Consider the following 15,220-nt stretch of genomic DNA (forward strand, 5'->3'; position numbering starts at 1 on the left):
ATTGATGTAAGTCATGTAACTCAACAGAAACTTTTTTTAACATATAACACAAGATAGTAATGTTGTTATTTACATATAGGCAATGTCAATGCATAAAAATAAAATAAATACTCAATTTGGAAAACTGAGCAGGAGGGAGTTTATACAAACCTCCGCAACTGTTGCGGGTGCCGCTGCTGTTGCAGGCTCAATCACTCTCCCTTTTGCTGCACAAGCAAAAACACCAGCAATCATGCCAGACGAAGTCAGCGAAAAAATTAGCTATAGCGCATGCTTAGTCAACTGTGGTAGCCGCTGCCCATTAAAAGTCCATGTGAAAGATGGTGTGATCAGCCGTATTTCCAATGAAACGATGTATGACGACTCAACGTTAGGTGAACACCAAATCCGTCCATGTCTACGTGGTCGTTCAGTGCGTTGGAAAACCTACAATCCAGACCGTTTAAAATACCCAATGGTTCGTGTTGGTAAACGTGGTGAAGGTAAGTTTAAAAAGATTTCATGGGATGAAGCAACAACCATTATCGCTGAAAAATTAAAGTATACGATTGATAAATATGGAAGTGATGCCATTTATTATCAGTATGGCTCTGGGTCAACGGGTGCTAACTTACACGGCCGTGCAGCGTGTAAACGTTTATTAAGCTTAACCGGTGGTTTCTTGGGTGACTATGGTACATATTCATATGCTCAATTAATGGAAATCACACCTTATGTCTATGGTAGCGTAGAAGAATCCTATTTATCTGAAATCCAAAACTCTGACCTAGTTGTCATGTTTGGCCACAACCTTGCGGAAACACGCATGTCAGGCGGCGGTCAATTCTACGAGACCCTCAATGCGTTAGATAAAAGCAAAGCAAAAGTGATTATCATTGATCCACGCCGTACCGACAGTGTCACAACGCTTGGCGCTGAATGGATCCCGATTTATCCCGGTACTGACGCTGCATTAGTTGCTGCTCTCGGTTATGTCATGATCGAAGAACAACTGACTGACGAAGAATTCCTGAACAACTATTGTGTTGGTTGGGATGAGTCGACCTTACCTGCTTCTGCACCACGCAATGCATCATATAAAGATTATATTTTAGGTAATGGGCCTGATGGCATCGCAAAAACCCCAGAGTGGGCAAGCAAATTAACGGGGATCTCCGTCGCACGCATTAAGCAACTTGCACGTGAAATCGGCAATGCTAATAGAGCATGGATTTCACAAGGCTGGGGCTTACAACGTACTGAAAATGGCGAACAAGCTTGTCGTTCTATTATGATGTTACCGCTGATGTCTGGGAACATTGGTCGTGCAGGAACGAACACAGGTCTGTGGGGGAATAGCTATGCTTATCCTGTTGCGGGGTTTGCTTTACCTAACCCAGTCAAAGCCTTGATCCCAACTTATATGTGGTCAGAAGCTATTGTTCGTGGGAAAGAATTAACCGCAGAGAACGGTGGTATTAAAGGTGTCGATAAACTCAATAACGACATCAAGTTTATGTGGTGTTACTCCAGTAATGTCATTGGTAACCAACATGGCGACTTAAACAAAACCCATGAAATACTGGCTGATGAGTCAAAATGTGAATTCATTTTAGTGTGGGATAACCATGATACGCCATCCGCAAAATATGCAGATTTATTGTTACCGGATGTCACGACCGTTGAAACCAATGATTTAATCAATAACTCCTATGCAAGTGGTGCATACCACTATTTAGTTCGCCTACAGAATGCCATTGAGCCACTGTGGGAAAACCGCCCTAACTATGATGTATTAGCAGAAGTTGCTGAGAAAATGGGGGTAAAAGAACAATTCACCGAAGGCCGTACCTACGCCGAATGGATTGAGTTCTGTTATAACAAAACACGTGAAAAAATGCCGCATTTACCTGAATTCAGCGAAACCGACGGTGCGGGTATTATCGACCGTAAATTCCTGAACAGCTCAGAAAATATTGCATTGAAGAAATTCCGTGATGACCCAATCAATAACCCATTGAAAACGCCGTCAGGTAAAGTGGAAATCTATTCGGAACAACTGGCTGAGCGTGTTAAAAATTGGGAGTTACCAGAAGGCCAACGTATCCCTGCCCTTCCTGAATATTGCGTCAATAAAGAAGGCGTTGAAGCCCAAGCAAGCCAACAGAAGCATCCGCTATTAATGACAGGCTTTCATGATAAAGGCCATGTGCATTCATCTTATTACAATGTTGCCATGCTCCGTGAAGCCATTCCGCATCAATTTTGGCTCAACCCAATTGATGCCCAGCAACGCGGTTTGAACAATGGTGACATGGCTGAAATATTTAATGATCGTGGCCGTATTCAAATTAAAGTGAAAGTGACAGAGCGTGTATTACCTGGTGTTATCGCTGTTCCACAAGGTGCATGGCGTACTCTCAATGAAGATGGGCTGGATATTGGTGGTTGTATCAACACACTGACCTCTCATGTTCCTTCGCCATTGGCTAAAGGTACCCCACAACATACTAACCTTGTTGAAGTTAAACGCGCTTAAGGAGTTGAATAATGAAACAATATGGCTTTTACTTTGACTCCACTAAATGCACTGGCTGTAAAACATGTCAAGTCAGTTGTAAGGATGAAAAAGATTTAGATTTAGGTCCAAAATTCCGTCGTGTCTACGAGTTTGGTGGCGGTAGTTGGCAGAAACAAGATGGTATTTGGCAGCAAAACGTTTTTAATTACTATCTTTCAATTTCATGTAACCATTGCTCAAACCCGACTTGTGTCGCAGGTTGCCCAACCGGTGCAATGCACAAACGTGAAGAAGATGGTTTAGTCGTAGTTGACCAATCTATTTGTGTGGGTTGCCGTTACTGTGAATTACGCTGTCCATATGGCGCACCACAGTTTGATGAGAAGAAAAAACTCATGACTAAATGCGACGGCTGTTATGAACGTGTCGCAAAAGGAATGAAACCGGTTTGTGTTGAGTCTTGCCCGCAGCGTGCTTTAGATTTTGATGATATTAATGTTCTTCGTGAGTTACACGGGACCGAGTGTGGTATCGCTCCAATGCCAGACCCAAGCCTGACAAACCCAAATATTGTCATCAAACCCCATAAAGATGCGAAGCCATTTGGCGATAAAAGTGGCGAATTAAAAAACCCTGCGGAGGTGTAAGATGCATGAATTACCACTCGTTTTTTTCACTGTCTTAGGACAGTCAGCTGCTGGGCTTTTTTTACTCGCTTATATCAGCCGTAAAATGGGATCTATTGATGATAAACAGCTAAAAACTGCCAATATCGTTGCCTTTATTATTATGATAATTGGTTTAGGTATCGGTGGGTTACACGTTGGCCAGCCACTACGCTTCTTCAATATGCTACTGGGTGTGGGCCGTTCGCCTATGAGTAATGAAGCCTTCTTAAGTGGCGTATTTGTTGGATGCGCTGCGGCAACGTTATTTTTCACCCTGTTTTTCAAGCATACGTTATTGCGTGAACTGGCAAATATTGCCGCAGTCGTGTCAGGGCTTGCATTTGTTTGGTCAATCCCTCAAGTGTACAATATCGCCACTATTGCTAACTGGGACACCGGTTATACCACACTGCAAATGTGGATGACGATGTTAGTCGGGGGCGGCGCGCTCGCTATTGCTATCGGCGCACGTGGCTTAGGTATTGCTTCATTCTTAATTGGTACTTTCGCTATCTTTGCAAGCCGTGCTGGTTACCAAGCGTTTTTAGCCGAAACCGGCCCCGCTCTTAGCGGTGAGCAAACAGGCTTCTGGGGCTTCCAAGTGGTTGTCTTAGCGATTGCTTTAGCTGCATTTGTTGGTATGGCGTTGAAACAACGTGCGCCAAGAGCAACATTAGCAACGTGTGCCGCAGCAGTATTATTAGCTGAACTAGCTGGCCGTATCGCATTCTATAACTTGTGGCAGATAACCATGTAAGGCATTGTTCTTACTATGTTATAATTTATTACTCAAGAACCCCATTTGGGGTTCTTTGTTTAGTAATCCCACATTATCCTGCATCGATACAGTGACAGGAAATCAGATAATGATGGCATACTTTAGCGCAAAATAAGACGGATAAATAATATGATTGACACGACAATGATCCGCATCCTTGGTGCGTTTTTCTACTACCCTCCGCAATCGGACACGCTACGAAACGTCTACCCTGTTTTGAGTGAAATTCCACAATTACACACATGGGAAAATCCAGAACAAATTCAGGCGCTTTGTACTGCCTTGTCACAAACACAACCTGATGATATCTCGTATGATTATTCTATCTTATTTGAAGGACAAGGTAGTATGCCAGCGCCTCCATGGGGATCTGTGTATCAAGAACATGATAATTCTGTTATGGGAGAGTCAACGGCTGCTTATCGCCACTTTTTGCAAACCAAGGGGTTAGTGACTGATACCGGACTTCGTGAGCCTGAAGACCAATTTGGCTTAATGATGATGGCTGTTTCTGCTTTAGCGGAACAAGAAGACGACAGTGCCATTATAACGCTATTTGAACAACATTTATTACCTTGGGCTTATCGTTATTTGAAACTGGTGCAGGAAAGTAAAACTGAGACAGCCTTTTACCCTAACCTTGCGCAGATCACTGAAATTTACCTCAAATCACTACAGTCAGAATTAGCGTTATCGCCAATCGATACTGAGTTATTTCGTTAAATGAAAAACGAAACCAAATGAGCTTATTAAGCAGTAATATGGGCTCATTTGGTTTTCACCTAAAATGAAGAATTTGGCTCTTGTAAAAATGCAATTTCTTCTTGTGTCGATGGCCGACCTAAAATTTCATTACGGTGTGGATAGCGACCAAATTTGTCAATAATCGCTTTATGTCGCATTTCATAATCTAATGTGCTGTCATCACCCAGCATGCGAAAAAGTTCAACAGCCTGTAAATGAATAAAACTGGATTCAGAATGCATAAATGGCATTAAAACAAACTTGCGCTGTGATAACGTCAATAGGTTATAATCATGCTGTTTGATCGCTTCTTGCGCGAGAGCTAAAGCCATCCCATCTTGAGCAAAAGACTTTGGCGTATCGCGCCATAGGTTACGAGAAAACTGGTCTAGAACAATAATTTCTGCTAAACGTCCACGAATAGATGCACGCCAATACGCTAATTCGCCCTTAGCTGCACGTTCACAAACATGAGCAAATCGCTGTGCTATCGTTAAATCAAATTTAGCGCTTTTTTCAAACCATTGTTTTGGCGTCGATTCCTCAAACCAAAATGAAAGCACTTCTTCCATGGCAGTCATGATGTATTCCTATCAATTTTCTTATTAGAGGTTGTCATAATCCTAGATAAAATTCGCCTTAATTGACAGGCTTGAGCTCTAATATCGGTTATTTGTAGATAATTATTTTATTTTTTTGCGATCTGACGCCAAAAAACACTCGATATCGTTAGGGGAATTTTAACTATATACCGCGTTATTTGTTACCAAATCATGTGGTTCCTATTTATAATAATTCGCAACTGTTTAATTCATAACGATTTGCTTTTTAGTGTGAATAAAAGAATTCCCCATGACTAAATACATACATTTGGTTAACTCAATGTTAGAATTTAACTTATAATGCGTATGTAAATTACGATAGCTACTTACAGTCATCACTTTTCAGCGGTTCATATTGGTTCTTATTAAGGAAGGCAATGTAAATGGCAGGACATATGGTACTCATTGGTTGGGCGTTATGGGTGAGTCCTTGTGGCTCAGATTCATGCGATGCGTTACCTGTGACTGAAACTATTTTCACACAAGAACAATGTATTAGCCGAAAAGACTACCTAGAATCAAAACGTCCAAATCTCTATTTTCTATGTGGTGAAGTCTACCGCGATAGCAATGAAATAACTGCTGAAGAAAAACATGCTATTCCTGCACCTCATCTTCCTCTAAGAACATTGCCTGAACGGCTTTCCCGTTAGTTTGAGCTAATTCCTTTAGCTCAAACTTAAGCGGACCAAACTAAATAATTTCAGCTATTGGGCTCTCTGCTTCAACAAAATCCCCTTTAATCGCGCAATGTTTCAACGTTCCTGCACGGTGTGCAACAATTTGAACTTCCATTTTCATCGCCTCCATGACACCAATTATATCCCCTTCTGAAACATTATTTCCATGAGGGATCAGCCAGTTAAATAATAGCCCAGAGATGGGGGCATTAACGGCATCTGGGTTATGGATGATTTGAGGGGCTGAGTGGGTTGCAGCTGAATTATTGACTGAAAAGCCAGAAAACAGTTGTGTGGGTAAACCCAATTCGCAACGCTTTCCATCGATTTCAATAAAAGTGCGTGTTATTTCAGCAGCCGATAATGGAATTTGCCGTTTTGCGGGTGGAATTTCCACATTAAATTCAGTCTCTATCCAACGCGTATGTACGCTAAAATCCTCACAAAAATCAGCTTGTTCCATTACCGCACGATGGAATGGTAATACGGAGGCAACACCTTCAATGTTAAATTCAGCCAAAGCACGACGTGCACGCGAAATGGCTTGCTCTCGTGTACTCCCCACAACAATTAATTTCGCCATTAACGAGTCAAAAGTGCCTGGTATTGTTGTCCCCGCTGTTACTCCACTATCGACACGAACCCCCGGCCCTGTTGGCGCATCAAAAACCGTAATAGTGCCGGGTGTCGGTAAAAAACCATTTCCAGCATCTTCAGCATTAATACGAAACTCAAATGCATGCCCTCGAGGAGTCGGCATCTCATTAATACTTAAAGGTAAGCCTTCTGCAATTCGCAATTGCTCAATCACTAAGTCGATACCTGCGGTTTCCTCTGTGACTGGGTGTTCGACTTGTAAGCGTGTGTTGACTTCTAGAAATGACAACGTGCCATCTTGGCTTAGCAAAAACTCCACAGTTCCTGCTCCCACATAGCCCGCTTTGCGGCAAATATCCGTTGAAGCTTGAATGATTTGCTGCTGTTGCTTCTCAGATAAAAAAGGGGCTGGTGACTCTTCAACCAATTTTTGATTGCGCCGCTGTAATGAACAGTCACGTGTCCCCACCACCAGCACATTGCCATGTGTATCTGCAATAACTTGTGCTTCAATGTGCCGAGGGTTATGCAAAAATTGTTCAATAAAGCATTCGCCACGACCAAAAGCGGCGGTTGCCTCACGCACAGCTGAATGATAAAGCTCTTCAACTTCATGGAGTTGCCATGCAACTTTTAGCCCTCTGCCACCACCACCAAATGCCGCTTTAATTGCAATAGGTAGGCCATGTTGATGTGCAAATTCGAGTACTTCCTGTGCATTCTTCACTGGGTCTTTTGTTCCGACCACTAACGGTGCGCCAACTTGCATTGCAATATGACGGGCTTGAACCTTATCGCCTAATACATCAATGCTGTTTGCACTCGGTCCAATCCAAATTAACCCTGCAGCCTCTACCGCACGCGCAAACTCAGCCCGTTCAGATAAAAAACCATACCCTGGGTGCACCATGGTTGAACCTGACTGTTGAGCGATACTAATCAGCTTTTCAATATTCAAATAACTTTCTGCTGGCGAATTTCCACCAAGCCCATAGGCTTCGTCCGCCATGTTGACGTGAAGAGCGTCAATATCGCTGTCCGCATAAACTGCAACAGATTGGAAACCATAATCACGACATGCACGGATAATACGAACGGCAATTTCGCCTCGATTAGCAATCAATACTTTATGTTTTTTGTTGTTATTCATTTTCATAAGCACAATGGCTCCCTTCTAATACTTTAAATTCACCGAGTGGATTAAAACGTATTTTGGCATTCACAGGAATTTGCCCCGCTAAACCCAAATGATATTCACATACCGCACCAATAACCGGATATCCCCCCGTTAGAGGGTGATCGTTGAGAAACAAAACAGGCTGGCCATTTGCGGGGACTTGAATTGCCCCAATGCAAGTTCCTTCGCTCGGTAACTCATGTAATTGTTCGCGCTCTAACGGTTTTTCACTAAATAGTCGTAAACCTATTCGGTTTGATGATGCGGTGACTTGCCATAATTGATCCGTTAGTTGCTCAACGGCTTGTTTTGTAAACCAATCTGTTCGAGGCCCTAATACCACATCCAAAACCACTACATCACTTTCTGCTGGGTACTCAAAAGCCGGCGCCTCATTTAATGAAACGGCTAATGGAGATGAATAGCCGTTAACCGTGAGTGTTTGGCCCGCCGTGATTGGAGTTGGGCCAACTTGCGCTAATGTATCAAACGAGCAGCTCGATAAAATAGGTTCTATATTGAAGCCACCTCGGACAGCGAAATAACTACGAACTCCTTTGCTCGGGCGGCTGAGTTTGATAGTGTCGCCCTTCGCTAAATGAATCGGTTGATAAGTGTCAACTTGATATAGCTGGTTTTCTGCTGTGATAACCTCAATGGCACAAGGCGCTCCAGTTACTGCAACAATGAGGTCCTTGTGAACTTGCGCCTTAAACCCACCTTGCGTTATCTCTAAAACGGCGGAATCTGATTTATTCCCTACAATACGGTTTGCACTACGTAATGCCGATTTATCCATACCGCCTGATTCAGAGATCCCCAAGGCCGATTGGCCTATACGCCCTAAATCTTGAAATAAAACCTGTAATCCTGTCGCTAAAACCGTCAAATCAGCGGCTGAATGCTCAGGTTTTGTTTCGATTTCCACTTTCGCTGGCAAGCTATAGCTAATTTGGCTTTTTGCGGCATCAACAAAGTTGACCCGCATGCCTGCTTGGACGAGCGCAGGTTCAGGTCGATTGATATCCCACATTAATAGTTCAGTCACACCAATTAACTGCCATCCCCCGGGGCTAGCTTGTGGGTAAACACTGCTAAACTCCCCAGCTAATGCAACAGAACCCGCAGGAATACGCACCCTTGGCGATTGGCGTCTTGGGACATTCAGATTAGCGCCTTTCGAAACCATGTAACCAAAACCCGGGGCAAAACCGCTAAATGCAACCTGAAATTCATTTTCTGTATGACGACGTATCACTTCCGCAGTGGATATTCCTAAATGTGCTGCAACATCGGGTAAATCCTCGCCAATGTAATGAACAGGGATCGTGACCAATTTACTGGCCTTGCCGACGAGCTTCGACACATCCCTAATAGATATCTTTTCAACTAAATCATTCACATCTGCTTTGATCGGGTTATAGCGAATTAAAATCGTCCTCGCTGCTGGCGTTATTTCGTCAATCCCATAAATTGGCATTTCTGTTAAGGAATCAGTCAATGCCATTGTTTGTTCAAGACTTTCCAACTCAACCATAAAAGCACTTAAATTGACGGGTAAAAATCTCAATTGGCACCTCTATATGTGATATGCGGCATCAGGTACATCCGTAATAAACATGTAACCCGGTGCGTGACTTAATGCAAAAGGAACTCCAGATTTCATTACCGCAGCTTGAGGTGTGACGCCACAAGCCCAAAAAACGGGAACTTCGCCCTCTTCAATGCGAACCGCATCACCGAAATCAGGTTGCATAATATCCGTAATACCTAGTTGTTCTGGCGCGCCAATATGAACAGGTGTGCCATGCACGGCAGGGAACCTACCCGTAATACTCACTGCGTCAGCCACACGATTTGCTGGTATGGGGCGCATTGAAACCACTAATTCGCCTTGTAAACGCCCTGCTGGGCGACAAAGGCGATTAGTCTTATACATCGGAACATTCGATTTATCCGTGATATGCCGTACATCAATACCTGCTTCTATCATTGGTGTTTCGAATGTAAAGCTGCAACCAATTAAAAAAGTGACTAAATCAGGATGTTGTTGATAGATTGTTGTCGCATCCGTAATTTCATCAATTAATTGTCCTTTTTCCCAAACACGGTAACGTGGAATGTCCGTGCGTAAATCGGCGCCTTCCGCTAAGACCGTTTGCCAGCTCCCCGCTTCACATACGTCTAGAACAGGGCAGCTCTTTGGATTGCGCTGAGCATACAATAAAAAATCAAATGCCCAGTCACGTGGTAATGCAATCATATTGGCTTGAGTCATGCCCGGGGCAAGGCCTGCTGTTGGTTTGTCATATCCTTCGCGGATGGCTTGTCGTGCAAGGCGAGCAGCTTCGATGGCCTGCAATGATGCCTTCATTAGCTGTGTCATTCATGGTCTCCTTTGTGGGCAAAACCATAAATTTCAATACCTTGTTGCTCTAAGATGACTCGCACCTGTTTTGCCATTTCAAGGGCCCCCGGGCTATCCCCATGAACACAAATCGACCCAGCATCAACAGGTGTAAATTTTCCATCAATTGACATCACACCGCCTTCCATAACCAGCTGTAACATACGGCCTGCGACTACCTGCGGGTCATGTAATACTGAGCCCGCTAGTTTTCGGGATACTAATGTGCCATCGCTGTTATATGCGCGATCAGCGAAGGCTTCGGCAACGACACTTAGCCCACTGTCTCGTGCCCACTCAATTATCGGGGCTCCAGCTAATGCAACTAATATCAGTCGTTTATCAATGGCTAATATCGCATCAATCACGGCCATTGCTTGGCGCTTATCATGAGCAATCGTGTTATACAGTGCACCATGAGGCTTAACATATAAAACTTGTGTCCCTGCTGCGGTTGCTAAGCCTTGTAATGCACCAATTTGATAAATCACGTCTGCGGTTAATTCATTCGATGCAATATCCATATTACGTCGACCAAAGCCGACTAAATCGGGATAGCCCACATGTGCACCAACAGCAACCCCATTTTCTTTTGCGGCTTTCAGAGTTTTTAATATCCCTTCTGGTGAACCCGCATGGAAGCCACAAGCGATATTCGCACTGCTAACAACAGGAAGAATGTCGCTATCATTGCCCATTTCCCATTGTCCAAAACTTTCCCCAAGGTCACTGTTTAAATCAATTTGCTTTTTCATGGTCACTCCTTGAGTTATTTCAGATAATTAAAGATGGCACCGACAGACATCACACCCATATACCAAGTGAGTGCACACGTCACAACACCAGACCATAGTAACCAACGCGGATAATGATAACCCGACATTAAATCTGAACGTTTCCAGCCAATATAAACAAATAAAGTTAAGCCAATAGGTAAAATTAACCCATTGAAACCACCAGCAAAAACAAGTAGTGCCGCGGGAGCAGTTCCCATGAATAAATAGACAACCAGAGAAACTGCAATGAATAAGATGGTTGCGACATTACGTTGTCTTTCTGTAATAGAAGACTTAAATGCCGTTAAGAAACTCATTGAGGTATACGCCGCACCAATTACACTGGTGAGTGCCGCAGCCCATAGGATTAAACCAAAGATACGTAAACCAAAATTACCTGCGGCAGCCTGAAATGCTTGAGATGCAGGGTTGGCCGCATGACCCGAAATATCAATAGTTACACCACTTGCGACGACGCCTAAGATAGCCAAGAATAAAATATACCGCATCAGCCCAACAACGAGGATGCCTTTTGTGGCAGCGCTAGAGACAATTTTAATATTTTCAATACCAACAGCGCCTTTATCTAATAAACGATGAGCACCTGCATAACAGATATATCCCCCGACAGTACCCCCAACAATGGTGGTTATCATGGCAAAATCAACTGTGTCAGGTAATACGCTTTGGCGTAATGCTTCCCCAACAGGAGGGTTTGATGCGATAGCGACAAATAAAGTTAAGCCGATCATCACGACACCTAAGCCAATAATTAACCGGTCAATAAACGTACTGGCCTTGCGAGAGGAAAATATATAAATTGCTAATAATGCGCTAATCAAGCCTCCCCATTTAGGATCTAAGCCGACTAAGGCATTAAGCCCTAACCCTGCACCTGCAATATTACCAATATTAAAAATTAACCCGCCAAAAATAACTAATATCGCTAATAAATAACCACTCCCAGGAATTGTGGCATTCGCAATTTCTGATGAGTGCATTTTAGTCAGGGTAACAACCCGCCATATGTTTTGCTGAACAATGAAGTCAATCACAATAGACGCTAAAATTCCGAAGGCAAAAGCAGCCCCTAATGTCACGGTAAAAGTCGCAGTTTGAGTGATAAACCCAGGCCCAATGGCTGAGGTTGCCATTAAAAAGATTGCGCTTATCAATGATGAACGACGGCTTTTCACATATTCAGCAGTAGTTGGTGCACTTTCTTGAGCTGCCATGTGCATACTCCTCTAATAGTTATTGTTTTAATTATTGATGTGGTTGTTGATGTCATAATCACTAAGGCAATTATCGTGCCATTGTTCTACCTGTTAACTATATTGTTAATTCATTTTTAATGAATTGTTGAACAATTAGTATTGAATGATGAATAAACAATCAATAGAAATCGTAATTGGTCGTTTAAAAATCAAGACGAGATCACTTTTTTAACAATTTTGGCTCACTGGCCATATCACTTACCCAGCAAATTGCACCAAATTGATGCAATAAATTTTAATTTCACTATTCTTGTGCAAATACAAGGAGGGAATGTGGTAAGGAGAAATGAAACTTGCTGCTATAATTTGAATATGTGAATATAACGGCTTATTGCCCCTGAGACTAAAATTCGCCTTTATTATGAAAAAACAACCTGTTGTCCAAACTTTATCTGTTTCTATTGCGGAAGTTATACGTCATAAGATAACCATTGGGGAAATAACACCAGGTCAACGCTTATCTGAAGCGGCATTAAGTGAAGAACTCGATATTTCTCGAAATACATTACGGGAAGTATTTCGCGTACTCACGCAGGAAGGTTTATTAACTTATGCCCCAAATAAGGGCGTATTTGTCTCAGTGCCAGACATGGCTGCTATTATCGATATTTATCAAGTTCGCCGACTTATTGAATGTGATGCACTAATGCATGCATATGCCTTACATCCATCAGTTCAAAAAATGAAAGATGCAGTTCAAGAAGCTCGAGAGCATGAAAAGACAGAGAACTGGGTGGGGGTAGGGACTGCAAATATGAAATTTCACACGGCCATTGTCGAATTATCTGACAGCGAACGCCTAATTAAATTATACCGTAATGTGTCTGCTGAATTACGGTTGGCCTTTGGCCACCTCAATGACCCTAAAATTTTATATGCACCCTATATTGATAAAAACTACTCTATTCTTAATTTATTAGATTCTGGCCAGAATATAGATGCGGCCAATATGTTACGTAGTTACTTAGATCTCTCTGAACGTACACTACTCGCAGCATTTAAACGAAAACAATCTGCTCTTTAAGTTGTTTGACGTTTTATTTTTTTGTTTAACTCGCCTACTCCTCACTAATTTCATTATATAAATTAGAATGAGAAATCATTTATTGAAATCCTTTAGTATCTCAATACTATCTATTAATCTAGCCAGATTTAATTTTAATTAAATCTAATACTTTAAATATAAAATCACATTCAATCGCTTATTCGATAAAAATAAAGTGTTGTTGTCTGTTTCTCATTTAATCCGCCTTTGTTTACAAAAACAAACAACATAAAAACCATATCATTAATATTTTTGGAATATTTATCAGGCTTACCTTTGGTAACATTTAGAAATTAAAAATCACTCAATCATTCACACTTAACCCCAAAATTTTACACACATCGCCATTTACCGCTTTATTTTTAACATTAGAAACATATTTACATCGATTACTCGTTGAAATTACTCAAATTTATCGAGTTAATAGTTGTGGTTTTACCGAATATTCGATATAAAATTTATGATAACAAAAAACAAACACATTAAAATTATTAATATAAATGAGATTTAATTATGACATTAAACCAAGTGACTAAAAAGAAGCCGTTTAAATTTGGCCTAGGATGGCAAATATTACTTGCTCTTATTTTAGGTGTTATTGCTGGGGCGCTTTTACATGATAATTCAGAGTATAAAGACTGGTTAATTTTAAATATTCTTTCCCCAGCCGGTAAAATATTTATTCAATTAATCAAAATGATTGTTGTTCCTATCGTTATATCAACGTTAATTGTTGGGATCGCAGGGGTTGGTAATACCAAGCAACTCGGTTCTCTCGGTTTTAAAACTATCCTTTATTTTGAAATTATTACTACAATTGCCATTATCGTTGGCATTTCTTTTGCCAATATATTCCAACCGGGTGTTGGTATCGATATGTCGCAATTAACACAAGTCGATATCTCACAATATGAAAAAACCACTCAAGAAGTTGAAAGCCACCCTTCAGGGATCATTAATACGATCTTAACTTTAGTACCAAGTAATATTTTCGCTGCTATGGCAAGTGGTGACATGCTGCCTGTCATCTTTTTTGCTGTATTATTTGGTTTGGGGCTTTCTTCTTTACCTTCTGAGAAAAAACAACCATTACTCAGTGTACTACAGACTTTCTCTGAAACCATGTTCCGTGTGACAAACATGATTATGATGTATGCTCCAATCGGGGTTTTTGCACTAATATCCGTTACCGTCGCTAACTTTGGTTTCTCATCTTTAGTGCCTTTGTTGAAACTTGTTATACTTGTCCATTGTGCAATTATATTTTTTGCTGTGGTTGTATTAGGATTAGTCGCCCGTTATTGTCGAATAAATATTTTCACTTTAATGATGATATTGAAAGATGAGTTATTACTCGCCTATTCAACAGCCAGCTCTGAAACTGTGCTTCCTCGTATTATGGATAAAATGGAAAAATATGGAGCGCCTAAATCCGTAACAAGCTTTGTTATTCCAATCGGTTATTCATTTAATTTAGATGGCTCAACATTGTACCAAAGTATTGCCGCTATTTTTATTGCCCAACTCTATGGTATCGAACTCTCTATTGGACAAGAACTTATCCTAGTATTTACGCTTATGATCACGTCTAAAGGTATTGCAGGGGTCCCTGGCGTTTCATTTGTTGTTCTTCTTGCCACACTCGGAAGTGTAGGGATCCCACTAGAAGGGCTTGCATTCATCGCAGGTGTAGACCGAATTTTAGATATGGCACGCACGGCACTTAATGTTGTAGGTAACGCCCTAGCCGCTCTTGTTATTGCCAAATGGGAACATAATTATGATGATAAAAAAGCTCGTGAATATGAAAAAAGTTTTTAGTTTATTCTAAAACAACTCTATAATAGAATCACTTTCGATTAATAACATTATTGAAAGTGATTCTATTTTACGCAAAAAATGACCTGTTATTTTTTATTTTTAAATACTCATTGTCTTAGTTATTTTTACTTATTATATGTAATGTATT

Annotated in this window: 13 protein-coding genes; 7 read left to right on the forward strand and 6 right to left on the reverse strand. The window is 41.5% G+C overall.

From position 1 onward, the window contains the following. The first annotated feature begins 88 nt into the window (after window positions 1–88). The 4 genes from M0M83_RS12145 to M0M83_RS12160 all read left to right on the forward strand — a co-directional run bounded on the left by M0M83_RS12145 (window position 89) and on the right by M0M83_RS12160 (window position 4,669). On the forward strand, window positions 89–2,518 hold the full coding sequence (locus M0M83_RS12145; protein WP_213912555.1) for a DMSO/selenate family reductase complex A subunit: 2,430 nt from the start codon (window positions 89–91) through the stop codon (window positions 2,516–2,518). An 11-nt stretch (window positions 2,519–2,529) separates the two neighbouring features. Beyond that, window positions 2,530–3,147 carry a DMSO/selenate family reductase complex B subunit gene (locus tag M0M83_RS12150; protein WP_125891252.1) on the forward strand — a complete coding sequence of 206 codons (618 nt, stop codon included), beginning with the start codon at window positions 2,530–2,532 and terminating at the stop codon, window positions 3,145–3,147. Window position 3,148: 1 nt separating this feature from the next. Continuing rightward, a complete protein-coding gene (locus M0M83_RS12155; protein WP_125891253.1) occupies window positions 3,149–3,925 on the forward strand; it encodes a dimethyl sulfoxide reductase anchor subunit family protein in 777 nt (258 codons plus the stop codon). Window positions 3,926–4,075: 150 nt separating this feature from the next. After that, the gene (locus tag M0M83_RS12160) at window positions 4,076–4,669 is read left to right on the forward strand and encodes a TorD/DmsD family molecular chaperone (RefSeq protein ID WP_213912554.1); all 594 of its coding nucleotides are present in this window, start codon (window positions 4,076–4,078) and stop codon (window positions 4,667–4,669) included. A gap of 59 nt (window positions 4,670–4,728) precedes the next feature. On the opposite strand, the gene M0M83_RS12165 is transcribed toward M0M83_RS12160, so the two are convergent. Beyond that, window positions 4,729–5,271, reverse strand: a complete 543-nt coding sequence (locus M0M83_RS12165; RefSeq protein ID WP_125891255.1) for a DUF924 family protein — start codon at window positions 5,269–5,271, stop codon at window positions 4,729–4,731. 404 nt (window positions 5,272–5,675) lie between these two features. On the opposite strand from M0M83_RS12165, the gene M0M83_RS12170 reads away from it, so the two are divergent. Beyond that, window positions 5,676–5,945, forward strand: a complete 270-nt coding sequence (locus tag M0M83_RS12170; protein WP_213912552.1) for a hypothetical protein — start codon at window positions 5,676–5,678, stop codon at window positions 5,943–5,945. A 40-nt stretch (window positions 5,946–5,985) separates the two neighbouring features. Here the strand turns inward: M0M83_RS12170 and M0M83_RS12175 are convergent, their stop codons facing one another. From M0M83_RS12175 to M0M83_RS12195, 5 genes are read right to left on the reverse strand one after another with little or no spacing between them, the layout of a single operon-like run. Beyond that, window positions 5,986–7,725 (reverse strand): acetyl/propionyl/methylcrotonyl-CoA carboxylase subunit alpha, encoded by a 1,740-nt coding sequence (locus M0M83_RS12175; protein WP_248466645.1) that lies wholly within the window; start codon window positions 7,723–7,725, stop codon window positions 5,986–5,988. Beyond that, window positions 7,712–9,316, reverse strand: a complete 1,605-nt coding sequence (locus tag M0M83_RS12180) for an urea amidolyase family protein (protein ID WP_248466646.1) — start codon at window positions 9,314–9,316, stop codon at window positions 7,712–7,714. The genes M0M83_RS12175 and M0M83_RS12180 overlap by 14 nt, the downstream gene beginning before the upstream one ends. A gap of 9 nt (window positions 9,317–9,325) precedes the next feature. Next, a complete protein-coding gene (locus M0M83_RS12185) occupies window positions 9,326–10,132 on the reverse strand; it encodes a putative hydro-lyase (RefSeq protein WP_248466647.1) in 807 nt (268 codons plus the stop codon). Then, entirely contained in the window at window positions 10,129–10,908 is a 780-nt protein-coding gene (locus M0M83_RS12190) for a LamB/YcsF family protein (RefSeq protein ID WP_125891259.1), read from the reverse strand. The genes M0M83_RS12185 and M0M83_RS12190 overlap by 4 nt, the downstream gene beginning before the upstream one ends. Before the next feature lie 14 nt (window positions 10,909–10,922). Continuing rightward, on the reverse strand, window positions 10,923–12,164 hold the full coding sequence (locus tag M0M83_RS12195) for an NRAMP family divalent metal transporter (protein WP_125891260.1): 1,242 nt from the start codon (window positions 12,162–12,164) through the stop codon (window positions 10,923–10,925). Window positions 12,165–12,567: 403 nt separating this feature from the next. Between M0M83_RS12195 and M0M83_RS12200 the strand changes: the two genes are divergently transcribed. Further along, a complete protein-coding gene (locus M0M83_RS12200; protein WP_125891261.1) occupies window positions 12,568–13,230 on the forward strand; it encodes a GntR family transcriptional regulator in 663 nt (220 codons plus the stop codon). Window positions 13,231–13,764: 534 nt separating this feature from the next. Beyond that, a complete protein-coding gene (gene gltP / locus M0M83_RS12205) occupies window positions 13,765–15,072 on the forward strand; it encodes a glutamate/aspartate:proton symporter GltP (protein WP_125891262.1) in 1,308 nt (435 codons plus the stop codon). The last annotated feature ends 148 nt before the right edge of the window (window positions 15,073–15,220 follow it).

The organism is Providencia rettgeri (assembly GCF_023205015.1).
GTDB lineage: Bacteria > Pseudomonadota > Gammaproteobacteria > Enterobacterales > Enterobacteriaceae > Providencia > Providencia rettgeri_E.